Raw genomic sequence first — 22,225 nt, forward strand, 5'->3', positions numbered from 1 at the left:
GGCGGGGTGCGGCGATCAGCCGTCCAGGCTGATTCGTCGTGCTCGTGTGACATCCCGGCCGCGGGTTCGTGATCCGGGTCGATAGGGTGTGACGCGTGTCGTCGGAACCTGTGAAGCGGGCGTTCCGGTACAGCTTCTATCCGACGCAGGCGCAGGCGGCCGCGTTGTCGCGCACGTTCGGGTGTGTCCGCAAGGTCTACAACCTGGCGTTGCAGGCCCGCAGCGAAGCAGGGACCCAGCGCGGGGAGCGGGTCGGCGACGAGGCCACCTCGGCGTTGCTGACCGCGTGGAAACGCACCGAGGAACTCGCGTTCCTGGCCGAGGTGTCGGCGGCGGTGCCGTTGCAGCAGGCGTTGCGGCATCTGCAGACTGCGTTCGGCAATTTCTGGGCGAAGCGTGCCCGATTTCCGCGGTTCAAGTCGCGGAAGAAGTCGCGCGCGTCGGCGGAGTACACGCGGTCGGCGTTCCGATGGCGCGACGGGGCGTTGACGCTGGCGAAGATGGCCGAGCCGCTGGACATCCGCTGGTCCCGGCCCCTGCCCGAAGGAGCGGTGCCCTCGACGGTGACGGTGTCGCAGGACGCGGCGGGGCGCCGGTTCGTGGCCCTGCTGTGCGAGGACCCCGGGGTGACACCGCTGCCCGCGGTGGACGCGGTGGTGGGGATCGATGTGGGTCTCGATCACCTGCTGGTGCTGTCGAGCGGGGAGAAGATCGGTAATCCCCGGCACGAGCGCCGCGACCGGACGGCACTGGCGAAGGCGCAGCGGGCGTTGTGCCGCAAGCAGAAGGGCAGCAGCAACCGGGCCAAGGCCCGCGTCAGGGTCGCCCGCATCCACGCCCGGATCACCGACCGGCGTACCGACTTCCTGCACAAGGTCACCACTCGGCTCGTGCGTGAAACCCAAACGCTCGTGATCGAGGACCTGGCCGTGTCGAACATGGTCGGCAACCACCGCCTCGCCCGCGCCATCAACGACGCGGGCTGGCGGCAGTTCCGGCAACAGCTGGAGTACAAGGCGAGCTGGCACGGGCGGGACGTGATCGTGATCGATCGCTGGTTCCCCTCGTCGAAGCTGTGCTCGGCGTGCGGCGCGCTCGCGGCTGAGATGCCGTTGCACGTGCGTACGTGGACGTGCGGTTGTGGCACGACCCATGATCGGGACGTGAACGCGGCACGCAACATTCTGGCCGCCGGGCTGGCGGTGACAGTCTGTGGAGCCGGGGTAAGACCTCAACGGAACCCTCCGGGCGGGCAGTCGGCGACGAAGCAGAAAACCCCGCGGCGCGAGCCGTAGGAATCCCCCTCATTCACGAGGGGGAGGAAGTCAAGTCCCGCCTCTCAAGCGAGCAGGGTCGAAAAGGGCGATCGGGTGCCGCGTGGACCCGTCGATCGTGAGGTCGGCGAGGATCTCGCCGACGACCGGCACGAACTTGAAGCCGTGCCCGGAGAAGCCGCACGCCACGGTGACGTTGTCGTGGGCGGGATGGCGTGCGATGACGAAGTGCTCGTCCGCGGTGTTGGTGTACATGCAGGTGGCGGCGCGCTGGAACGTGCCGGCGAGGCCGGGCATCGGCGACCGGGTGGCCTGTGCCATGACCTCGACCTCGTGGGCGTGCACCGTGCGGTCGATGGTGTCGGGCGTGCACCTCTTGCCGCCGTGGTGGAACGCGACCTTCACGGCGCCGTCGAGCTCGGGGAAGCCGTAGAAGTTCGTGCCGTCCGCGCGGTCCCAGATGTAGATCGGGTGGTCGCGGAGGTTCTCCTTCGGGGTGAAGAAGAACTGGACCTGTCGTTCGACCTCGAACGGGATCTCCAGGTCCCGCAACAGTTCCGGCGCCCACGGGCCGGGGCACACCACGACGTGCCCGGCCTCGTAGGTCGCCCTGGCGGTGGTGACCCGGCCTTCCTCCCAGTGCGTGACCGGCTCTTCGAAGTGCAGCTCGGCCCCCGCCTGCCGGGCGAGCGCGAGGTGGGCGCGCACCGCCGCCTCCGGCACGACGAGTCCCGCGGCCTGCTCGTACAACGCGATCTCGTCCGCGGCCGGGCTGAGCGTGGGAAAGCGTCTGCGGATCTCCGGCGCGTCCAGCACCTCGTGCGTCAGGCCCCACTGTTCGGCGCTCGCCCTGCTGCCCGTTATCCCCCGCGAGTCGGGCGCGCCGACGATGATGCCGCCGACGCGGTGGAAGATCCGCTCCCCGCTGTCGCGCTCGATCTGGTCCCACATCTCGTGGGCGCGCAGCAGCAACGGCACGTACGCGGGGTCTTCGAAGTAGGCCTGCCGCGTGATGCGCGACCCACCGTGACTGGACCCCTGCGTGTGCACGGGCGTGAACTTCTCCAGCCCCAGCACCCTCTTGCCGCGCTGGGCGAGCCGGTACGCGGCGGCGCTGCCCATGCCGCCGAGCCCGATGACTACGACGTCGTACGTCACCCTCTGAGCCGCTTCATCTCGGGGTCGAACAGCGGCTCCTGCGCCGGACGCGCCGTGACGCGCTCCCCGAAGTACTCGATCTCCACCTCGCCGTCGACGTCGGCGGGCAGCCACGCGTACGCGATGTTGAGCCCGGTCGTGTACCCGTACGCGGCGCTCGTGACGTATCCGACCGCTTTCCCTTGGTGGAAAACGGGTTCGGAGCCCATGACGACCTGGTGCGGATCGTCGATCGTGAGGCACGTGAGCTTGCGGTCCGGCACTCGTCCCTCCAGCCGCCACCCGCCGACGAACTGCTTGTCCTTGGCGAGCGCGAACTCGAGGCCCGCCTCGTACGGGTCGTGTTCGGCCGTCATGTCCGTGCCCCACGACCGATAGCCCTTCTCCAGCCGCAGGCTGTTGAACGCCCCGCGCCCGGCCGCGATGACCCCGTGCTCCTGCCCGGCCTCCCACAGCGTGTCCCAGAGCTTGGCCCCGAGATCGGCCGTCGTGTACAGCTCCCAGCCCAGCTCACCCACGTAGGACAGGCGGAGCGCGGTGACCGGCACGTTGCCGACGTAGGCCTGCTGGCCGGTGAAGTACCCCTTCCTGGTGTCCAGTGTGGACACCGGCTCGACCAGGTCCCGCGCCTTCGGTCCCCACAGACCGATGCAGCAGGTGCCCGCGGTGATGTCCCGGACCTGAACGCGACTCCAGACAGCGCTCTTGCGGGTCAGCCAGTCGAGGTCCAGGTTGCCGTTGGCGCCGATCTGGAACGTGTCGGGCCCGAGCCGCGCGATGGTGAGATCGCTCCTGATCCCGCCGCGTTCGTCGAGCAGCAGGGTGTACACGACCGCGCCGGGCTTGCGGTTGAGGTTGTTGCTCGTCATGTGCTGCAGGAACTTCAGCGCCTCCGGCCCGCTGACCTCCAGCCGCTTCAACGGCGTCATGTCGAACATCGCCACGCGTTTGCGCGTCACGAGCGCCTCGGCACCGCAGATGGGCGACCAGTACCGGCTCGCCCACTCGTTCCGCTCCGGCACCTCCGCGACCTCCGCCAGACCGGCGTTGGCCTCGTACCAGTGCGGCCGCTCCCACCCGGAGGCCTCCAGGAAGAACGCGCCGAGCTCCTTTTGCCTGGAGTAGAACGGACTCGTGCGCAGCGGTCGCGGGCTTTCCACGGGCTGCAACGGGTGCAGCACGTCGTAGACCTCGACGAAGTTCTGGCAGCTCCGTTCCAGCACGTAGTCCGGCGCCAGCTGCACCTGCTCGAACCGGTTGAGATCACTGGAGTGCAGGTCCAGCTCCGGCCGTCCGTCGACGATCCACTCGGCCACCGCCTTGGCCACACCGGCGGAGTGCGTGATCCACACCGCCTCCGCGACCCAGAATCCGTTCAGCCGCGGGTGTTCACCGAGCAGCGGCATCCCGTCGCTGGTGAACGAGAACAGCCCGTTGAACCCGCGGTCCACGCCGGCCTCGGCCAGCGCGGGGATCAGGTCGACGGCCGCCTCCCACGACGGTTCGAAGTCCTCCTTGGTGAACGGCAGCTCCGAGGAGGTGATGTCCCGGGCCGCGATCGGCATCGGCCGGTGCCCGTACGCACCGATCCCCAGCGCGTCGCCGTGCGAACGGAAGTACAGATCGGCTTCCTGGTGCCGGAGAACAGGCTGGCGCGCCAGCGCTTCCGCGCTCGCCCCCACGCTGCCGGTGAACACGTACTGGTGCGCCATGGGCACCAGCGGAACGGTCAGCCCGACCATCTCCCCCAGCACCGGACCCCACATCCCGGCGCACGACACCACGATGTCGGCCGGGAAGACGTCGGTCTCCGTGCGCACCCCGGTGACCTCGTCCCCCGAGGTCTCGACCGCGACGACCTTCTGCCCGAACGCGAACCGCGCGCCCCTCGCCACGGCACGCGCAGCCTGAACCTCCGCAGCGGCAACGGGTTTCGCCAGCCCGTCGCTCGGGATCAGGAACCCGCCCAGGATCTGCTCGCGGTCGAGCAACGGGTGCAGCCGCGCGACCTCGTCGGCGTCGACGAGCCGGCTCTCCACGCCCCACGACGTGGCCCAGCCGTGTCGTCGCGACAGGTCGGCCAGCCGGGCGGGCGTGGTGGCGATCTCCAGGCCGCCGATCTGGTCGAAGCACCCCAGCGCGGTGTACTTCTCGACCGTGTAGCGGGCGAAGGCCGTCATGCTGCGGCACGGGTTGGTCTGGAAGACCAGGCCCGGCGCGTGGCTGCTGGACCCGCCGGCGGCGAGGCCCGGTGCCTGGTCCAGGACCGTGATGTCGGTGATGCCCCGTTCGGTGAGCTCGTCGGCCAGCGCACACCCGACGATCCCCGCCCCCACGAGCACCACGCGAGGCATCTTCCCAGGCATCTCGACACCCTTCGCCGCCGTTGCGCGAAACGGAACCCGTTCCACGATCAGCAACAAGTTGCGGCAGCGCACCCCGGTAGGTCAATACCGCCGTTCGGGGTTTCCATTCGTACAAGGCGTGGAACGACCCCGACCGTCAGCATGAACTCATGCCAACGTGGGACGAAGTGGTCGAATCGGCGAAGCGCCTGCCGGAGGTGGAGGAGTCCACCTGGTTCCGGACGCCCTCGCTGAAGGTGGCAGGCAAGGGGTTCGCCCGGCTGCGGACCGAGGCCGAGGGCGGGCTCGTGCTCATGTGCGACCTGGACGAGAAGGCCGCGCTGCTGGCGTCCGGCGATCCGGCCTTCTACACGACGCCGCACTACGACGGCTACGGCGCGATCCTGGTCGACCTCGAGAAGGTCGACCCCGGCCAGCTGGCCGAACTGGTCGAGGAGGCGTGGCGGCTCAAGGCCCCCGCCAAGGTCCGCGAGGCGCACCACCGTGAGTGACGCCCTGCGCGAAGCAGAACGGATCGCCGACGAGGTGCTGTTCCCCGCGGCACCGCAGGTGGACGCACAGGACCACGTCCCGCACCTGGACCTGCTGGCCGACGCCGGGTTCTACGGCCTCGCCTCGCCGGAGTCCACCCTCGACGTGCCTGACTACCCGACGGTGCAACGGATCGTGGAAACGTTCGCGAGCGGCTGTCTGGCCACCACGTTCGTCTGGGTCCAGCACCACGGCGCCGTCATCGCCGTCGCGGAGACCGCCGACGACGATCTCCGCGCCGAGTACCTGTCCCCGCTGACCACCGGAAGGTGCCGCGCCGGGCTCGCGGCAACCGCGGCCGTGCGACCGGGACCGCCGCTGCTCACCGCCGAGGCGGTCCGCGGCGGCTGGGTGTTCGACGGCCAGGCTCCGTGGGTCACCGGCTGGGGCATGATCGACGTGCTGCACGTCGCGGCCAGGGACGAGCACGACGTCCTGGTGTGGGCGTTGGTCGACACCGCAGGGCTCAGCGCGTCGGAGCCACTGAGCACGGTCGCGGTGCGGGCGAGCCGGACGGTGACGCTCCGGTTCGACCGGCTGTTCGTGCCGAACGAGCGGGTCACGTCCACGATCGCGCGAACCGAGCACCTCGAGGGTGATCCGGAGTCGTTGCGGTTCACCGGATCGCTCGCACTCGGGGTCGCGCGCCGGGCGATCAAGCTCCTGGGGCACGACGAAGCCGAGCTCGTCGCCACACGGAAACTGCTGCACGAAGCCGACCCCGACGCCATCCCCGCGGCCAGGGCACAGGCGGCCGAGCTCGCGCTCAGGACGGCCGCGGCCCTCGTCGTCCATGACGGGAGCCGGGCCGTCCTGCCGCAGGAGCACAGTCAGCGGCTGCTGCGCGAAGCGACGTTCCTGCTGGTGTTCGGGACGCGGCCGGGGATCCGGGCCACGCTGCTCGACCGGCTGCTCAGCAAGGAGAAGTGAGAGCGCAACGGCGAGCTGCACGCCGAGCACGCCGCTGTGGTCCGGGCGAGCGGGCGTGCCGCCAGCGGCCACACCGACGACCTGCCGCCACTCGACCAGCTCGCCGCCGAACGCGACCTGTTCCGCAGGTCGATCAAGAGCTGGCTGCCCCAACGAGTCCTCGGTGGCGTTCGGCAGCACGCTCGCCGAACGCCTGAGGACCTCCTGGACCGGCCTCGCCGACTGGGACTGGGTCCCGTGGTGGGATCAGCCCGCGAAATAACCGAGCTGTGCGGAGAGGTCCGCGGCGGCGGTCGTCATGGCGGGCACGATCTCCTCGACCCGCTGCCGCGACAACCGGTACGACGGACCGGACGCGCTCATCGCCGCCACCACCTCACCCCGATGCCCGCGCACCGGAACGGCCACCGCGTGCAGCCCCAACTCCAACTCCTCGAAGCACGCCGCGTAACCCTGGGCGGCGACGGTCTCCAGCTCGGCCAGCAGCCGATCGGGATCGACGACCGTGTGCTCGGTGTAGGCGTCGAGCGGCAACGAGACGAGCCGCTTGCGCTCCTCGACCGGGAGGTGCGCGAGCAGGACCTTGCCGGACGACGTGGCGTGCAGGGGCGTGCGCTGACCGATCCAGTTGACGGCGGAGACGGCCGCCGAGCCGCGGGCCTGGGTGATGTTGATGGCGACGCCGGCGTCGTGCACGGCGATGTTGACGGTCTCGCCGAACGAGTCCGCGAGCGTCTGGCAGACGGGCTGGCCGAGCTTGGTCAGATCCATGCGACCGGTGGCCGCACCGGCCAGTCTGACCACCCCGAAGCCGATCGCGTACTTGCCTCTTTCGCCGAGCTGTTCGACCAGGCCACGCGCCTCGAGCACGGAGACGAGTCTGGACACCGTGGACTTGTGCACACCCAGCTCACCAGCGATTTCGGTGATACCGGCCTCGCCTTGGGCCAGTAGTTCGAGCACGCTGATGGCTCTGTCCACGGACTGCACCTGAGCTGCCGAGTCGGAGTTGCTCATCGCGCAACAGTAACCGGCAGGCAAAACAACCCGCTCGAACTCTTGACGGCGCGTCGCGCGAGGCTCACATTGTGTTGCGTCATTCGGAACGTGTGCCGCGTCACGCAACGGAGGCCGACGATGATCCGCGTCTGCGCTCTCATGGACCTGCCCCCAGGGGAGGCTGTGCGCATCGTCGGTCCCCATGCACCGCTCGCGGTGTTCAACGCCGACGGCGCGCTGTACGCCATCGACGACACGTGCACCCACCAGGAAGCGTCCCTCAGCGAGGGATGGCTGGAGGGCTGCTTCGTCGAATGCCCGCTGCACGCCGCGAGCTTCGACCTTCGCACGGGCGAGCCCACAAGTCTCCCCGCCAAAAGACCGGTGAAGACCCACCCCGTCGTTGTGAAAGATGGAGTGGTCTATGTCGATGTCGAGGTGAACAAGGACGTGGCGTGAGAACGATCGCGATCATCGGCGCATCGCTCGCCGGCTTGAGGTCGGCCCAGGCACTGCGCCAGCAGGGGTTCGACGGGCGTCTCATCGTGATCGGCGATGAGATCCATCTGCCCTATGACCGGCCCCCTCTCTCGAAGGACTTCCTCCTCGGCAAGGTCGAGGCCGTACCCCTCGCGGACCAGGAGGACCTCGACGCGCTCGACGCCGAGTGGCGACTCGGCACACGGGCAACCGGCCTGTTGTCGACGCAGGAGATCGCGTTGAGCGACGGCAGCACCGTCGAAGCCGACGGCGTCGTCATCGCGACCGGCGGTATACCGCGGACAATCTCCAACACACACGTTCTGCGCACTCTCGACGACGCCGTCAAGCTGCGCGACGCACTCGCCGGCGCCCAGCACCTCGGCGTCATCGGCGCCGGGTTCATCGGCGCTGAGATCGCTTCCAGTGCGCGCGCCCTGGGCAAGGAGGTCACCGTCGTCGAAGCGCTCCCCACGCCGCTCACGCGCGTGCTGGGGGCCGAGATGGGTGCCGCGTGTGGACAGCTGCACGGCGACCACGGATCAACGTTGATCACCGGAATCAATGTTGACTCAGTCAACGTTGACGGCGTAATCAACCTCGCAGATGGACGGAAGGTTGACGCCGACGTCGTCGTCGCGGGCATCGGCACCCGCCCGGCGACGGACTGGCTCGCCGGCGGACCGGTCAAGCTCGCCAACGGCGTCGTGTGCGACGCGGGCGGCGTGACGAACGTGAAGAACATCGTCGCCGTCGGCGACGTCGCGAACTGCGCCGGGCATCGCGCCGAGCACTGGACGTCGGCGACCGAGCAGGCGCAAGTCGCCACCCGCAACTTGCTCGCGGGCGAGACCGTCGCGACTCACACCAACGGCGGCTACGTCTGGTCGGACCAGTACGGCGTCCGGATCCAGTTCATCGGACGGGCGACGGACGACGTTCGCGTCGAAGATGGGTCCATCGAGGACAGGAAGTTCGTAGCGACCTATCGAGACGGTGTGGACAAAGAGGACGTTGTCGGCATCGTCGCGATGAGCAACGCTCGTCTTTTCACGCGTCTGCGCAGGAATGTGAAGTAGAGACGGTCGTCACGGTTTACCGCCAGCGGCGACCGGCTACACCCCAATGTCCTACGTGGACATACGAACAGGGAGGCGTCAGTGTCGCCGGTGCGGCAGATCATCAACCCCTACGACCAGAGTGTTCTCACCGAGGTCGAGGACCAAACCCGCGAGCAGGCGATCCAAGCGATCGCGAAGGCGAGAAACGCCTTCGACCACGGCGACTGGCAGCACTCCAGCCCCGAGCACCGCGCCGCCGTGCTGAACCACGTGGCGGACCTCCTGGAACGCGACAAGGAGGACATCGCCCGCACCGAGACGCTCGACACCGGCAAGACGCTGGTCGAGAGCCGGATCGACGTGGACGACGTCGTGTCCGTGTTCCGCTACTACGGCAACCTCGCCGGCCTGCTGCATCCCAAGGTCGTCCACGGCACGCCGGACGACGTCATCAGCCGCATCGACTACGAGCCCGTGGGCGTCTGCGGCATGATCGCGCCCTGGAACTACCCGCTGCTGCAGATCTCCTGGAAGATCGCGCCGGCTCTGCTGGCGGGCAACACGATCGTGGCAAAGCCGAGCGAGGTCACGCCGCTCACCACCATCAAGCTGTTCGAGCTGCTCCAGGAAGCCGGACTGCCCGACGGCGTCGCGAACCTGCTGCTCGGCACCGGGCCCGAGGTCGGCGCGCCGCTGAGCGAGCACCCGGACGTCGACCTGATCTCGTTCACCGGCAGCCTCGCCACCGGCCAGCGGATCATGGCCAGTGCCGCCAAGACCGTGAAGAAGGTCGCGCTCGAGCTGGGCGGCAAGAACCCGAACATCGTCTTCGCGGACGCGGACCTCGACACCGCCGTCGACTACGCGCTCACCGCGGCGTTCTTCCACGCGGGCCAGGTCTGCTCGTCGGGCACGCGGCTCATCGTGCACAGCAGCATCTACGACGACTTCGTCGACGAGGTCGCTCGCAGGGCCGACCTCATCAAGCTGGGCAACGGGTTCGACCCCGACACCGAGTCCGGGCCGCTCGTCAGCGCCGAGCACCGCGCCAAGGTCGAGAGCTACGTCGAGCTCGCGAAGCAGGAGGGCGCCACGCTCAAGGCCGGCGGCAGGCGGCCGGACGAACCCGAGCTGCAGAACGGTTTCTTCTTCCGCCCCACGGTCTACGCGGACTGCACCCGCGACATGAAGCTCGTCCAGGACGAGACGTTCGGCCCGATCATCACCGCCGAACGCTTCGAGACCGAAGAAGAAGCCACGTTCCTCGGCAACGACACCGACTACGGCCTCGCGGGCGGCGTCTGGAGCCAGGACCTCGACAAGGCCCAGCGCGTCGCGAAGAAGCTCCGCCACGGCACGGTGTGGATCAACGAGTTCGGTCCGTACCTGCCGCAGGCCGAGTGGGGCGGCTTCAAGCGCTCGGGCGTCGGCCGCGAGCTCGGCACCGCGGGGCTGCACGAGTACACCGAGCCCAAGCACGTCTACCAGAACCTCAAGCCCCAAGCCCAGAACTGGTTCGCGCGAAAGGACCCCAAGTGACCGCATATGACTACGTGATCGTCGGCGGTGGTACGGCGGGCTGTGTGCTCGCGGCGAGACTTACTGAAGACGAGAACGTCACGGTCGCGGTCATCGAGGGCGGTCCCTCCGACGTGGGCGACGAGAAGATCCTCAACCTGCGCAACTGGATCAACCTGCTCGAGACCGAGTACGACTACGACTACCCGACTGTCGAGCAGCCCAACGGCAACTCGCACATCCGGCACAGCCGTGCAAAGGTCCTCGGCGGATGTTCCAGCCACAACACGTTGATCTGCTTCAACCCGCTGCCGCAGGACTTCGACGAGTGGGGCCACGGCTGGACCTGGGACGCGATCGGGCCGTACTACGACAAGGTCCAGCTCAACATCATCCCGGTCGTCGAGAAGGACCGGAACCCGATCGCCAAGGACTTCGTGGCCGCCGCACAGAAGGCCGTGAACGTCCCGGAGGTCGACAACTTCAACGCGGAGCCGTTCGAGGACGGCGTCGGCTTCTTCTCCATCGCCTACCACCCGGAGAAGAACAACCAGCGCTCGTCCGCGTCCACCGCGTACCTGCACCCGATCCTCGACAGCCGCAAGAACCTCACGCTGCTGCTCAACACGTGGGCCGGCCGGATCGAGTTCGACGGCAACCGCGCGATCGGCGTGCACACCGACAAGGGGTACGTCGAGGCCAACAAAGAGGTTCTGCTCTGCGCGGGCGCCATCGACACGCCCCGGCTGATGATGCTGAGCGGCATCGGCGACGCCGAACACCTCAGCAGCATCGGCATCGAGCCGAAGCACGACCTGCCCGGCGTCGGCGAGAACCTGCTCGACCACCCCGAGTCGGTCATCGTCTGGGAGACCACCAAGCCGTTGCCGGAGAACTCGGTGATGGACTCGGACGCGGGGCTCTTCATCCGGCGTGACTCCTCCGACCCGCGCCCGGACCTGATGTTCCACTTCTACCAGATCCCGTTCACCACCAACACGGAACGCCTCGGCTACCCGAAGGTGGAGCACGGCGTCTGCATGACGCCGAACATCCCCCGGCCGCACAGCAAGGGCAAGCTGTGGCTGAAGTCCAGCGACCCCACCGAGAAGCCCGCACTGGACTTCGGGTACTTCACCAACCCCGACGGCTACGACGAGCAGACGCTGGTCGACGGTTTCAAGATCGCACGCAAGATCGCCGAGCAGGAACCGCTGAAGTCGTGGCTCAAGCGGGAGATCGCCCCCGGACCGGACGTCACCACCGACGAGGCCCTGTCCGAGTACGGACGCAGAGCAGCCCACACCGTCTACCACCCGGCCGGCACGTGCGCGATCGGGTCCGTTGTGGACGGTGACCTCAAGGTCGTCGGGCTGGAAGGCCTGCGAGTGGTCGACGCGTCCGTGTTCCCCACCATGCCGACCGTGAACCCGATGGTCACGGTCCTCATGATTGGAGAGCGCGCCGCCGACCTGATCAGGGAGGCGTAGTGACTGCAACAGTGCCAAGGACGACGACCGAGGAAGATCGGCTCAAGGACCTCGGGTACACGTCGGAGTTCAAGCGGGACATGAGCCCGTGGGCGAACTTCTCGCTGGGCTTCACCTACCTCTCGCCCGTGGTCAGCACGTACACGTTGTTCGGCACCGCCCTCGCTCTGGGCGGTCCGCCGATGATCTGGAGCTTCGTCGTCGCGGGCGTGGGCCAGTTCCTGGTCGCGCTCGTGTTCGGCGAGCTCGTCGCGCAGTACCCGGTCGCCGGCGGCGTGTACCCGTGGGCACGCCGCCTGTGGGGCAAGCGCTGGGCGTGGATGACCGGCTGGATCTACATGATCGCCCTGCTGGTCACCATCGCGTCCGTGAGTTACGGCGCGGGCCCTTACCTGGCAACACTTCTCGGCTACACGGCCACCGTCGGCAACACCGTGCTGTGCGCGATCGCGATCGTCGTCGTCTCGACGCTGATCAACTACGCGGGCACGAAGGTGCTGTCCTGGGCCGCGATCTTCGGGTTCGCCGCGGAGATCGTCGGTGCACTCGTCGTCGGCATCTGGCTGTTGGTGGACAACAGGATCCACGGCCTGGGCGTGCTGTTCGACAGCTTCGGCGCGGGAGGGTCCGGCAGCTACCTGCCGGCGTTCTTCGCGGCGGGCATCATCGGCCTGTACCAGTACTACGGCTTCGAGGCGTGCGGTGACACCGCGGAAGAGGTCAAGGACCCCGGCCGCGTCATCCCGAAGGCCATGCGCCGCACCATCTACATCGGCGGCGCGGCGGCCACGTTCGCGTGCCTGTCACTGCTGCTCGCGGTGCCGGACTTCGGCAAGGTCATCAGCGGCGAGGACGCAGACCCGGTCACGAACGTCCTGACGAACGCGTTCGGCCCGATCGGCTACAAGATCGTGATCGGCGTCGTGCTGATCTCGTTCCTGTCCTGCACGATGTCGCTGCAGGCGGCGGCTTCCCGCCTGACGTACTCCTACGCCCGCGACAAGATGCTGTTCGGGCACAAGGCCCTCGCCAAGTTCAACCAGAAGCGCCACATCCCGCCGTACGCCCTGGCGCTGGCCGGCGTCATCCCGGTGATCATCGTCTTCGCGTCGATGCTCTCCACGAACGCGCTGGACAAGATCGTGTCCTTCGCGACGCTCGGCATCTACCTGGGCTTCCAGATGGTCGTGTTCGCGGCGCTGAGGGCGAGGCTCAAGGGCTGGGTGCCGTCCGGCGAGTTCACGCTCGGCCGGTGGGGCATGGTCATCAACGTCCTGGCGCTCGCGTACGGCGTCGCGGCGATGGTGAACATGGTCTGGCCCCGCACCCCGGACGCGCCGTGGTACGACAACTACGTCGTGATCCTCAGCGGTGCGCTCGTGGTCGGCATCGGCCTGGTGTACATGGCGATCGCCAAGCCGTTCGGCAACTCCGACGCACCCGCGGGCGACGCCGTGCCGTCGTCGTAAGGCGTCTGCAAGTACCACCAACCCAACATCAACAGGCGTGTAACTACACCCAACCTGTTCGACGGTCACCGAACAGGTTGGGTGTAGTTGTCGGCGATTCGATCAAGAGTTGGTGGTACTTGCAGACGCCTGCCTAACCCAGCAGGCGAAGTAGGCGCAGGGCGAGCTGCACCTCCAGCACGCGGTCCGGCGACTGCCAGTCGCCGAGCAACGACGACACCCGGTCGAGCCGTTGCGTGACCGTGTTGACGTGGAGGTGCAGCTCCGCCTTGGCACGACTGAGGTTCGCGCCGCACCGGAAGTAGACCTCCAGCGTGCGCACGAGCTCCGTGCCGCGTTCGGCGTCGTAGTCGAGCACCGGCCCCAGCACCGACCGCACGTAGCCGGAGACGTCCGCGCGATCCCCCAGCAGCACGCCGACGAACCCGAGGTCGTCCATCGTCGCGGCCTGCTTCTCCCGCCCCAGCTGCCGCAACGCCTTCAGACACCGCCGGGCCTCCTCGTAGGCCGCCGCGATCGCCACCGGACCGGCGACCGGGCCGCAGGCACCGACCGTCGCGTTCAGCGTCTTCGCCACCTCGTGCGCGACGTCGGTGGACTTCGACGGCAACGCCAGCACGACGTCGCGGCCACGTGACCCGGCGAGTCCTCTGTGGATCGACGCGTAGTGGGTGGCGCCGGACAGGTTCCCGTCCGCCACCAGCACCACGTGCGGCTCGGTCAGCTCGACCCCGACCCGCCGTCCCCGCGCGACCAGCCCCGCTGCGGCACGTCCGTCCAGGATGTCGGTGATCAGCTCCCCGCGGACCTTGTTCTCCGCCTCGGCCACGGTTCTGCGCAACAGCAACAACAACGCCGTCACGACCGCCGACCGTTCGAACAGCCGCCGGTCCACGTCCGACAGGTCGGCGCACCCGGAGAGCGCGATCCCGCCCAGCAGCTCGGAGCCGGCCAGCACCGCGCACACCCACACGCCGTCGATCAGCACGGCCCGCCCGTTGGCCCGCACGGCGAGCGACGGCACGGTCTCCCGCACCTCGACCTGCCCGCCGAGCAGCTCCCCCACGGCCGCCGCGACCTCGGCCGAGGAACCGCCGCGCAGCACCAGGTCCGTGAGCCGGTCGTGGGCCTCCTCTGCCCGTTTCATGGCCTCGTTGTGGGACTGGATCATCGCGAACAACGACGCCGTGTCGATCGCGATCGCCGCGTGGTCGGCGAGCGACTGCAGCAGCGCGACTTCCTCCGGCGGGAACTCCCGCGGGGTCCGGTCCGCCGCGTAGAGCACGCCGATGACCTTCGAGTCGAGCTTCAGCGGCACGCCCAGGATCGCCGTCAGGCCCTCGTCCCGCACCGCCGAGTCGATCGGTCTGGTGTGGTTGAACCGGGCGTCGGCGAAGTAGTCGGAGGTCGCGTACGGCCGCGCGGTCTGCGCGACCAGCCCGCCGAGTCCTTCGCCGAGGCCGAGCCGCACCTTCTGGAACAACGGCGAGAACGACCCGTCCGTCACCCGCATGTAGGTGCCGGCCGGGTCGTTCATCGACAGGTACGAGACGTCCGTTCCGAGCAGCGTCCGCGCCCTGCGCACGATCGAGCGGAGAACCGCGTCCGGGTCGCGCATGCCCGCGAGCTCGGACGCGGTCTCGAACAACGCCGCCAGTTCGGCCTCACGCCGTCGTGTCACACCCCAACCCTGTCACGATCCTCCAGATCCGCACCACGGGTCTCCCGCGCGAGCACGACCGCGACGATCGTGATCACGCACGTGATCACCACGTACACGGAGATCGGGAACGACGACCCGTAGGCCTTCAGCAGCGCCGTGGCGATCAGCGGGGCGAGCGCGCCGGCCGCGATCGACGCGAGCTGGTAGCCGATCGACGCACCGGAGTACCGCACCCTCGTGCCGAACAGCTCCGAGAAGAACGCCGCCTGCGGCCCGTACATCGCGCCGTGCAGCACCAGTCCGACCGTCGTGGCCAGCGTGATCAGCACCGGGTTCTTGGTGTTCAGCAACGCGAAGAACGCGAAGATCCACACGCCCATGCCGACCGCGCCCACCAGGTAGATCGACCGCCGCCCGAACTTGTCGGAGAGGTGGCCCCACATCGGGATGGCGATGAGGTGCACGGCGGAGGCGATCAGCACGGCGTTGAGCCCCACCGACTTCGACAGCCCGAGCCCGGTCACGACGTACACCAGGATGAACGCCGTGATCACGTAGTACGACACGTTCTCGGCGAACCGCGCACCCATCGCGATCAGGACCTCGCGCCAGTTGTGCTTGAGCAGCACCAGCACCGGCGCCTTCTCCACCTCTGGCACCTTCGCCTGGGCGGCCTTCTCCTGTGCCGCAAGGAAGATCGGCGACTCGGACACCGTCAGCCGGATCCACAGCCCGATCACCACGAGCACGCCGGAGAGCAGGAACGGGATCCGCCAGCCCCACGACAGGAAGTCCGCGTCGGACTGCACCGCCGCCAGGATCGCGAGCACGGCCGTCGCGAGCAGGTTGCCGCACGGCACGCCTGCCTGCGGCCACGCGGCCCAGAACCCGCGCCGTTTCGCGTCACCGTGCTCGGACACGATCAGCACGGCCCCGCCCCACTCACCACCGAGCGCGAAGCCCTGCACCAGGCGCAGGAACGTCAGCATCAACGGCGCCAGGATCCCCACCGACGCGTAGGTCGGCAGCACGCCCATCAGCATCGTCGCGCCACCCATCAGCAGCAACGACAGCACCAGCAGCTTCTTGCGCCCCAACCGGTCGCCGAAGTGGCCGAAGACCACGCCGCCCAGGGGCCTCGCGAGGAACCCGATCGCGTAGGTCGTGAACGCGAGCAGCGTGCCGTTCAACGGATCCGCGGTCGGGAAGAAGAGCTTGTTGAACACCAGGGCGGCTGCCGACCCGTAGAGGAAGAAGTCGTACCACTCGACAGTTGTCCCGATGAGCGAAGCGCCCACTACCTTTTTGATCATCGACAACTCCTCATTGAGCTGACCAGCCGCCATCGACGGCCAACGACGTACCGGTGACAAAACTGTTGTCGCACAACCACAGCACCGCCGAGGCCACCTCGGAAGGCTCCATCATCCGTTTGACTGCGCTGCGCTGGAGGAAAATCTTCTCGGGCACGTCCGCCTCGGGGATCCCGTGCACCTTCGCCTGGTCCGCGATCTGCTTCTCCACCAACGGAGTCCGCACGTAGCCCGGCGCCACGCAGTTGGACGTCACGCCGTGCGGAGCGCCCTCCAGCGCGGCGACTTTGGAGAACCCCTCCAGGCCGTGCTTCGCGGCGGTGTAGGCGGACTTGAACGCGGACGCGCGGATGCCGTGCACGCTGGTGATGTGGACCAACCGGCCCCAGCCGCGCGCGTACATGTGCGGCAGCACGTGCCGGGTGAGCCGGAACGCCGCCCCGAGCATCAGCTCGACCATCGCCGAGAAGCGCTCGACGGGGAACTCGTGGATGGGGGCGACGTGCTGCACGCCGGCGCAGTTGACCAGGACGTCGATCTCGGCGGGCAGGGCGTCGACCGGACCCATCAGGTCGACGACGTGACCGGTGCCACCGAGTTCCTCGGCCAGCGAGCAGACCTTGGGGTCGAGATCGACCAGGTGGACCTCGGCGCCCGCGTCGGCCAGCGCTCTGGCGCAGGCCAGGCCGATGCCGCTCGCGGCTCCGGTGATCAGCGCGGTGTGACCCGTGACACTCGACATACCTGAAAACGGTAGGGGTCACGGGACGTGCTCGACATGTGGCTGATCCACATAATGCCTGATCAACAGGTGGCTTTAGCCACCATTTAGCGGGAGACAGGCATATAGCGCGAGAGGAACGGGTACAGGGGCGTAAGCTCCCGTCACCTGAACGGGGGAAGATCGCTAAGAGGGGGCACCATCAGATGTCTACGACGCCTATTTACGACGACCTCCTGCGCGAGCTCGAAGAGATCGCACAGGAGGCCGGGTTGACCAGCTCGGAGCCCACTTCCGAGCCCGCCAAGTAGTTACTTCGGTGGGGCGATCAGCTCGGCGGGCACCGGCTCGTCCTTGCTGATCAGGTCGAAGAGCTGCGAGGCCTTCTCCTTGTTCCACTGCACGACCGAGCCCGCACCGGGCACCGTCGGCGTGGATCCCACCGGCACCGTGCCGCTCGCGGCGTCGCTCATGTTGAGCGCGACGCTCGCGAGGTGCCACACGTGGTCGTCCGTGTTGACCGACACCGAACCGGACGCCGCGCTCATCAGCGGGATGACGCGGAACGGGTTCGCGAGCGTGGCAGGGCTCTTGACCTTCTCGAAGAGTGCCGACAGGAACTTCCGCTGGTTCTGCACGCGCTGCAGGTCGGCGGTCGCGAACGCGCGCGTCCGCACGAACCCGAGCGCCTTCGGGCCGTCGAGCTCCTGGCAGCCCGCGGGCAGGTCGATGCCGGCCAGCGGGTCCTTGATCGGCTCGTCGATGCAGATGTCGACGCCGCCGACCGCGTCGACCATGTCGGAGAACCCGCCGAAGCCGATCTCCATGTAGTGGTCGATCCGCACGCCGGTCGCGCCCTCGACGGTCTTCACGAGCAGCTGGGGACCACCGAACGCGTACGCCGCGTTGACCTTGTTGCGGCCGTTGCCCTCGATCGCGACGTAGGAGTCACGCGGAATCGACAGCAGCACCGGCTTGGCGGCGCTGTTGTCCGGCAGGTGCAGCATCATGATGGTGTCGGTGCGCCGGCCAGCCGCGTCGCCGGTGGCGAGCGCGTCCTTCTGCTCCTGCGTCAGGCCGTCACGCGCGTCCGAGCCGACGAGCAGCCACGTGGTGCCGGGCGTCTCGGCGGGACGGCCCTCGTAGTCCGGGAGCGCGTCGATCCGCGTCAGCGTCGAGTCGACGTAGAACCCGAACCCGACGGCGCCCAGCACCAGGACGAGCAGCAGCACCAGAATGACGCGTCCGGGACGCCTCTTCTTCTTCATCGGCCGCTGCGGCGGCATGGGACGCCGCGGCTGCTGGTAGCCGTGGTGATACCCAGCGCTCATGTGTCGCCAACCCCGATCGCATCAGTTTCGCTTTGCACCTAGGGACGCGGTGCGCCCCCTCAGGTTGCGAGGAAACCTACCGGGGCGGCAGCACCAGTGCTTCGAAAAGGCGGTTGACCTCGGCAGACGGGTTGTCGGTCCATCCGGTGTGCGCGGGCGACGTCTGGACGATCGTGCTGCGCGGCGCCGTCAGCCACCGGAACCGCTGCCCCACTGTGGTCGTGCTCACCGGACCGGCGTCCGGTGAGCCGTCACACGAGTTCGTGAGGTGCTTCAGCGACGTTTCCAGCGTCTCCACGTCCAGCTGCGGGTCCAGCGCCCGCAACCGGTCACCGTCCACATAGGTCTTGGCACACAGGAAGTCCAAGTCGCGGCAGTAGACGATGACACCGACGTTCATGAACTCGCCACGCTCCTGCCGCGGCACCGCCCGCAGCAGCGCGTACTCAAACACGTGCGGCACGCGCGGCCTCCAGCGAGTCGACCCAGCCGCGGTGGGCAAGGCGGTGGGTGAAGAAGTCCCTGTACCGCTGGCGGAGTTCCGCGGGATCACCTTCCAGCCACTCGTCCGGAACGAGCGCGAGCACCTCGTCGAGCAGCTCGGGGGTGATCTTCGCGGCCATCTCGGCGTCCACTTCGGACACGCTGCCCGCGTTGGGCAGCATCGCGTGGTCGGACGCGTCGAACCGGTAGTCCTTGGTGGCCGGGCGTTCCGGGCTCCACGAGTAGTGGAAGTACAGCGCGGCGCCGTGGTCGATCAGCCACGGTTCCCGGTGCCACAGCAGCATGTTCGGGTTGCGCCAGCTGCGGTCCACGTTGAGCACGAGGGCATCGAACCACAACAGCCTCGTCGCCAGTTCGGTGCCGGGGTCGCGCACGACCGGGTTGAAGTCGAAGGAGCCTGGCAGGTAGTCGAGGCCGAGGTTCAGGCCGCCGCTGGCCCGCAGCAGCTCCTGGACCTCCTGGTCGGGTTCCGCGCGGGCGAGCTCGGGGTCGAGGTGCACGAGCACGATCTCGGGTATGCGGAAGCCCAGCCGCCGGGCCAGCTCGCCGACGACGATCTCGGCGACCAGGACCTTCACTCCCTGCCCCGCGCCGCGGAACTTCACCACGTACATACCCAGGTCGTCGGCCTCGACCAGACCCGGCATCGACCCGCCCTCGCGGAACGGCGTCACGTACCGGGTGGCCGTGACCTCTCTCAGCAGACTCACCCGCGCATGATCACACGAAGGCCTTCTGGAAGCCGAGCAGAATTCCGCCCCAGCCACCGTCGCCGCTGACGCCCTCGCGGACCCGTTCAGGCTTGGTGAAGTGCCGTTCGAAGTTGCGGTGCACCAGCTCGACTCGGGTTCCGGAGCCCTCGGGCGTGAAGGTGATCTCCACCTCGGACGCCTTCGCCGGATCGGGGTCGTAGTCCCAGTCGCCGTCGAGGTGCCAGGCCAGCAGCAGCCGCGACGGCGGTTCCCAGGCCTTCACCGAACCCCAGTCGCACTCGGCGCCGTCCGTGCCGATCTCGTACCAGCGGCCGCCGTCGCGCGGTTCGACCACGACGTCCTTCAGCTCCGCCGCACCGATGTGGTGCGCGGGCGGCCACCACGTCACGAACTTCTCCGTGAACACCTTGAACGCGTGGTCTGCACCTGCGTTGACCAGCACGGACCGTCTTACTTCCGTCATTGTTCCTCCACCGCCGCAGCGAAGTTCGCGAGTGCCTGACCCCACACGTCGTCGAGGTAGTCGCGCATCGCGGCCACCCCGACGTGGTCGACGGAGTACCGCCGCCTTGTTCCCTCCGCCTCGACGCGGACCAGCCGTGCCTCTTTGAGCACCTTGAGGTGCTGCGACACGGCCGGCCGCGACACGGGCAGCTCGGCGGCGATCTCCCCCACCGCCCGAGGCCTGGCCACGAGCAGCGTGAAGATCTCGCGGCGGGTCGGGTCGCCGAGCGCCGCGAACGCCACTTGGTAAGTCTCCACGAACGGTAAGTTAGAACTTACGGAGTCCCGCTGTCAACGCCTCGAAGTACGCGGCCTGCCCGGCCCTGTTCGGGTGGTAGGAGTCGCCGGTCGGGTTGACCAAGGCGTTGATCCACGGCTCGGACGAGCACACGCCGTGGTCCGCAAACGCTTCCCTCACGTCGACGTACCGCACACCCGCACGTGAGGCCGCCTCCGCGATCACGCCGGACAGCTCGTCGGCGGCGTCGTTGAGCGCCTGCCGCTTGGCCCTGGACAGGGTGCGGCAGTCGTCGTCCGGCGTGAACAGCCGCGGATAGCCGAGCACGACCAGCTCGGCGTTCGGCGCGGCCGTCCTGATCGTGGCGTAGGTGGCGTCGAGCCGGGCGGGCAGCTGGTCGCGGGTGAAGTCCCGCGCCTTCCCGACCCGGTTCTCACACGCCCGGTCGCCCTTGAGCGTGCAGGTCGTCATCACGTCGACGAACCCGAGGTCGTTGCCGCCGACGGTGATCGTGACGAACGTCGTGGCCGGGGTCAGCGCCCGGAACTGCGACCTGAGCGACTTCGTGGTCGCTCCGCTGCACGCGACGAACCTGAACGCCGGGAAGTCCTTGCCCCGCAACGCCGGGTAGGCGTTCGAGCTGCGGCGACACGAGCCGTCCACATAGGAACCGGCGCCCGCACCGGACGCGTAGGAGTCGCCGAGTGCGACGTACTCCGGTGCGAACGGCGCGGGCGCCATCAGAGCTACTGCCAGTACCCCAGCCATGAGACCCATGAAGGCTGGAGTACCACTGTGGACGATCGACTAGAAGGGCATTAACCCAGACGTGTGGGCAGCACGCAGACCGGGATCGCGGTCTGCAGCGGCGTGCCGGACGGCGTCAGCTTCCCGCTCGCCCGGTCCACCGCGAACGACGTCACGTTGCTCGAGTTCTGGTTGGCCGCGAAGAGGAACTGCCCGGACGGGTCGAGCGTGACGTGCCGCGGGTACTTGCCACCGACCGGCGTGTGGCCGACCAGTGCCAGCTCCGCGCCGTTGACCGCGAAGTGCGCCACGCTGTCGTGCCCGCGGTTCGACAGGTAGACGAACTTCCCGTCACCGGACACCAGCACCTCGGCCGGGTAGTTGCGCACCCCGGAAGCAGGCGCGGTCTTGAGCACCTGGCCCGGCGTGAGCTTCCCGTCGGCGTAGCCGCACGCCACGATGGTCGAGTCCAGCTCGTTCGCGACGTACGCCGTCCTGCCGTTGGGGTGGAACGCGATGTGGCGCGGTCCGGCGCCCGGCTTGAACTTCGCCGTCGAGACTCCCTTGAGCTGGCCCGCGGTGAACGAGTACACGAACACCGAGTCCGCGCCCAGGTCGACCGCCGCCGCGTACCGTCCGGCCAGGTCGAACACGACGTGGTGCGCGTGCGGACCCTGCTGGCGGTCCGGGTCGGGCCCGGATCCCTTGTGCTGCACCTTCTGCGTGCGCGCGCCCAGACTGCCGTCCGCCTTGACCGGGAACACGCTCAGCGAGCCCGACGAGTAGTCCGCGGTGATCAGGAACTTCCCGGACGGGTCGAGCGTCAGGTGGCACGGGTCGGCGCCACCGGTCGGCTGCTTGTTGATCACCTTGAGCGTGCTCGCGTCGATCGCGGTGACCTCGCCCTTGGTGTTCTCGTTGACCGCGTACAGGAACCGGCCGTCGCGCGACTCGATCACGAACGACGGGTTGACCACACCCGTGATCACGCCGGTCGTCTTCAGCTGGCCGTTCGCCGTGTCGTAAGTGCCGATGCCGATGCCCTTGGCGCCACCGCTCCACGTCGTGTAGGCGCCGAAGAAGACTCTCCTGGCCACAGGGGCCGCTTCGGCCGTTCCTCCGGTCATCAGCAATCCCGCTCCCACACCCATGGCTCCGAGAAACCGTCGCCGGTCCACACCCACGTCCGCACCTCCGGATACTCTCGTCGGCGGC

21 protein-coding genes are annotated in these 22,225 nt (G+C 68.3%); 8 read left to right on the forward strand and 13 right to left on the reverse strand.

All coding sequences use genetic code 11. From position 1 onward, the window contains the following. Nucleotides 1–95 precede the first annotated feature (95 nt). Nucleotides 96–1,295, forward strand: a complete 1,200-nt coding sequence (locus ACFOWZ_RS23750; RefSeq protein ID WP_382375948.1) for an RNA-guided endonuclease InsQ/TnpB family protein — start codon at nt 96–98, stop codon at nt 1,293–1,295. A 30-nt stretch (nt 1,296–1,325) separates the two neighbouring features. On the opposite strand, the gene solA is transcribed toward ACFOWZ_RS23750, so the two are convergent. Together solA and ACFOWZ_RS23760 are read right to left on the reverse strand one after the other, a co-directional pair. Further along, entirely contained in the window at nt 1,326–2,432 is a 1,107-nt protein-coding gene (solA, locus tag ACFOWZ_RS23755; protein ID WP_382375950.1) for an N-methyl-L-tryptophan oxidase, read from the reverse strand. After that, the gene (locus ACFOWZ_RS23760) at nt 2,429–4,798 is read right to left on the reverse strand and encodes a GcvT family protein (protein WP_382375952.1); all 2,370 of its coding nucleotides are present in this window, start codon (nt 4,796–4,798) and stop codon (nt 2,429–2,431) included. Before ACFOWZ_RS23760 ends, solA begins: the two co-directional genes overlap by 4 nt. Before the next feature lie 149 nt (nt 4,799–4,947). Here ACFOWZ_RS23760 and ACFOWZ_RS23765 point away from each other — a divergent pair, with 149 nt between their 5' ends. Then, nucleotides 4,948–5,289: an MmcQ/YjbR family DNA-binding protein gene (locus ACFOWZ_RS23765; protein ID WP_382375954.1), complete on the forward strand. Its 342-nt coding sequence runs from the start codon at nt 4,948–4,950 to the stop codon at nt 5,287–5,289. Then, on the forward strand, nt 5,282–6,259 hold the full coding sequence (locus ACFOWZ_RS23770; RefSeq protein ID WP_382375956.1) for an acyl-CoA dehydrogenase family protein: 978 nt from the start codon (nt 5,282–5,284) through the stop codon (nt 6,257–6,259). The genes ACFOWZ_RS23765 and ACFOWZ_RS23770 overlap by 8 nt, the downstream gene beginning before the upstream one ends. Before the next feature lie 246 nt (nt 6,260–6,505). Here ACFOWZ_RS23770 and ACFOWZ_RS23775 read toward each other — a convergent pair whose 3' ends face one another. After that, the gene (locus ACFOWZ_RS23775) at nt 6,506–7,276 is read right to left on the reverse strand and encodes an IclR family transcriptional regulator (RefSeq protein ID WP_382375958.1); all 771 of its coding nucleotides are present in this window, start codon (nt 7,274–7,276) and stop codon (nt 6,506–6,508) included. A gap of 120 nt (nt 7,277–7,396) precedes the next feature. Between ACFOWZ_RS23775 and ACFOWZ_RS23780 the strand changes: the two genes are divergently transcribed. The 5 genes from ACFOWZ_RS23780 to ACFOWZ_RS23800 all read left to right on the forward strand — a co-directional run bounded on the left by ACFOWZ_RS23780 (nt 7,397) and on the right by ACFOWZ_RS23800 (nt 13,276). Next, complete coding sequence (locus ACFOWZ_RS23780) at nt 7,397–7,717, forward strand: bifunctional 3-phenylpropionate/cinnamic acid dioxygenase ferredoxin subunit (RefSeq protein WP_382375960.1); 321 nt, start codon at nt 7,397–7,399, stop codon at nt 7,715–7,717. Further along, nucleotides 7,714–8,817 carry an NAD(P)/FAD-dependent oxidoreductase gene (locus ACFOWZ_RS23785; protein WP_382375962.1) on the forward strand — a complete coding sequence of 368 codons (1,104 nt, stop codon included), beginning with the start codon at nt 7,714–7,716 and terminating at the stop codon, nt 8,815–8,817. Before ACFOWZ_RS23780 ends, ACFOWZ_RS23785 begins: the two co-directional genes overlap by 4 nt. A gap of 81 nt (nt 8,818–8,898) precedes the next feature. Then, nucleotides 8,899–10,338: an aldehyde dehydrogenase family protein gene (locus ACFOWZ_RS23790; RefSeq protein ID WP_382375964.1), complete on the forward strand. Its 1,440-nt coding sequence runs from the start codon at nt 8,899–8,901 to the stop codon at nt 10,336–10,338. Beyond that, on the forward strand, nt 10,335–11,807 hold the full coding sequence (locus ACFOWZ_RS23795; protein ID WP_382375966.1) for a GMC family oxidoreductase: 1,473 nt from the start codon (nt 10,335–10,337) through the stop codon (nt 11,805–11,807). Before ACFOWZ_RS23790 ends, ACFOWZ_RS23795 begins: the two co-directional genes overlap by 4 nt. After that, nucleotides 11,807–13,276 (forward strand): APC family permease, encoded by a 1,470-nt coding sequence (locus ACFOWZ_RS23800; RefSeq protein ID WP_382375968.1) that lies wholly within the window; start codon nt 11,807–11,809, stop codon nt 13,274–13,276. Before ACFOWZ_RS23795 ends, ACFOWZ_RS23800 begins: the two co-directional genes overlap by 1 nt. A 133-nt stretch (nt 13,277–13,409) precedes the next feature. Here the strand turns inward: ACFOWZ_RS23800 and ACFOWZ_RS23805 are convergent, their stop codons facing one another. From ACFOWZ_RS23805 to ACFOWZ_RS23850, 10 genes are all read right to left on the reverse strand, one after another. After that, the gene (locus ACFOWZ_RS23805; protein ID WP_382375970.1) at nt 13,410–14,957 is read right to left on the reverse strand and encodes a helix-turn-helix domain-containing protein; all 1,548 of its coding nucleotides are present in this window, start codon (nt 14,955–14,957) and stop codon (nt 13,410–13,412) included. After that, nucleotides 14,954–16,252, reverse strand: a complete 1,299-nt coding sequence (locus ACFOWZ_RS23810; protein ID WP_382375972.1) for an MFS transporter — start codon at nt 16,250–16,252, stop codon at nt 14,954–14,956. Before ACFOWZ_RS23810 ends, ACFOWZ_RS23805 begins: the two co-directional genes overlap by 4 nt. A 10-nt stretch (nt 16,253–16,262) precedes the next feature. After that, the gene (locus tag ACFOWZ_RS23815; protein ID WP_382375974.1) at nt 16,263–16,994 is read right to left on the reverse strand and encodes an SDR family oxidoreductase; all 732 of its coding nucleotides are present in this window, start codon (nt 16,992–16,994) and stop codon (nt 16,263–16,265) included. Between the two features lie 290 nt (nt 16,995–17,284). Continuing rightward, a complete protein-coding gene (locus ACFOWZ_RS23820; protein ID WP_382375976.1) occupies nt 17,285–18,304 on the reverse strand; it encodes an LCP family protein in 1,020 nt (339 codons plus the stop codon). Nucleotides 18,305–18,380: 76 nt separating this feature from the next. Further along, the gene (locus tag ACFOWZ_RS23825; RefSeq protein WP_382375978.1) at nt 18,381–18,767 is read right to left on the reverse strand and encodes a DUF3037 domain-containing protein; all 387 of its coding nucleotides are present in this window, start codon (nt 18,765–18,767) and stop codon (nt 18,381–18,383) included. Continuing rightward, nucleotides 18,751–19,518, reverse strand: a complete 768-nt coding sequence (locus ACFOWZ_RS23830; RefSeq protein ID WP_382375980.1) for a HipA family kinase — start codon at nt 19,516–19,518, stop codon at nt 18,751–18,753. Before ACFOWZ_RS23830 ends, ACFOWZ_RS23825 begins: the two co-directional genes overlap by 17 nt. 10 nt (nt 19,519–19,528) lie before the next feature. Next, a complete protein-coding gene (locus ACFOWZ_RS23835; protein ID WP_382375982.1) occupies nt 19,529–19,984 on the reverse strand; it encodes an SRPBCC family protein in 456 nt (151 codons plus the stop codon). Further along, nucleotides 19,981–20,283: an ArsR/SmtB family transcription factor gene (locus ACFOWZ_RS23840; protein ID WP_382375984.1), complete on the reverse strand. Its 303-nt coding sequence runs from the start codon at nt 20,281–20,283 to the stop codon at nt 19,981–19,983. The genes ACFOWZ_RS23835 and ACFOWZ_RS23840 overlap by 4 nt, the downstream gene beginning before the upstream one ends. Before the next feature lie 10 nt (nt 20,284–20,293). Further along, entirely contained in the window at nt 20,294–21,031 is a 738-nt protein-coding gene (locus tag ACFOWZ_RS23845) for an SGNH/GDSL hydrolase family protein (RefSeq protein WP_382375986.1), read from the reverse strand. A gap of 50 nt (nt 21,032–21,081) precedes the next feature. Then, complete coding sequence (locus ACFOWZ_RS23850; RefSeq protein WP_382375988.1) at nt 21,082–22,137, reverse strand: lactonase family protein; 1,056 nt, start codon at nt 22,135–22,137, stop codon at nt 21,082–21,084. Nucleotides 22,138–22,225 lie beyond the last annotated feature (88 nt).

The organism is Lentzea rhizosphaerae (assembly GCF_042649515.1).
Taxonomy (GTDB): domain Bacteria; phylum Actinomycetota; class Actinomycetes; order Mycobacteriales; family Pseudonocardiaceae; genus Lentzea; species Lentzea aerocolonigenes.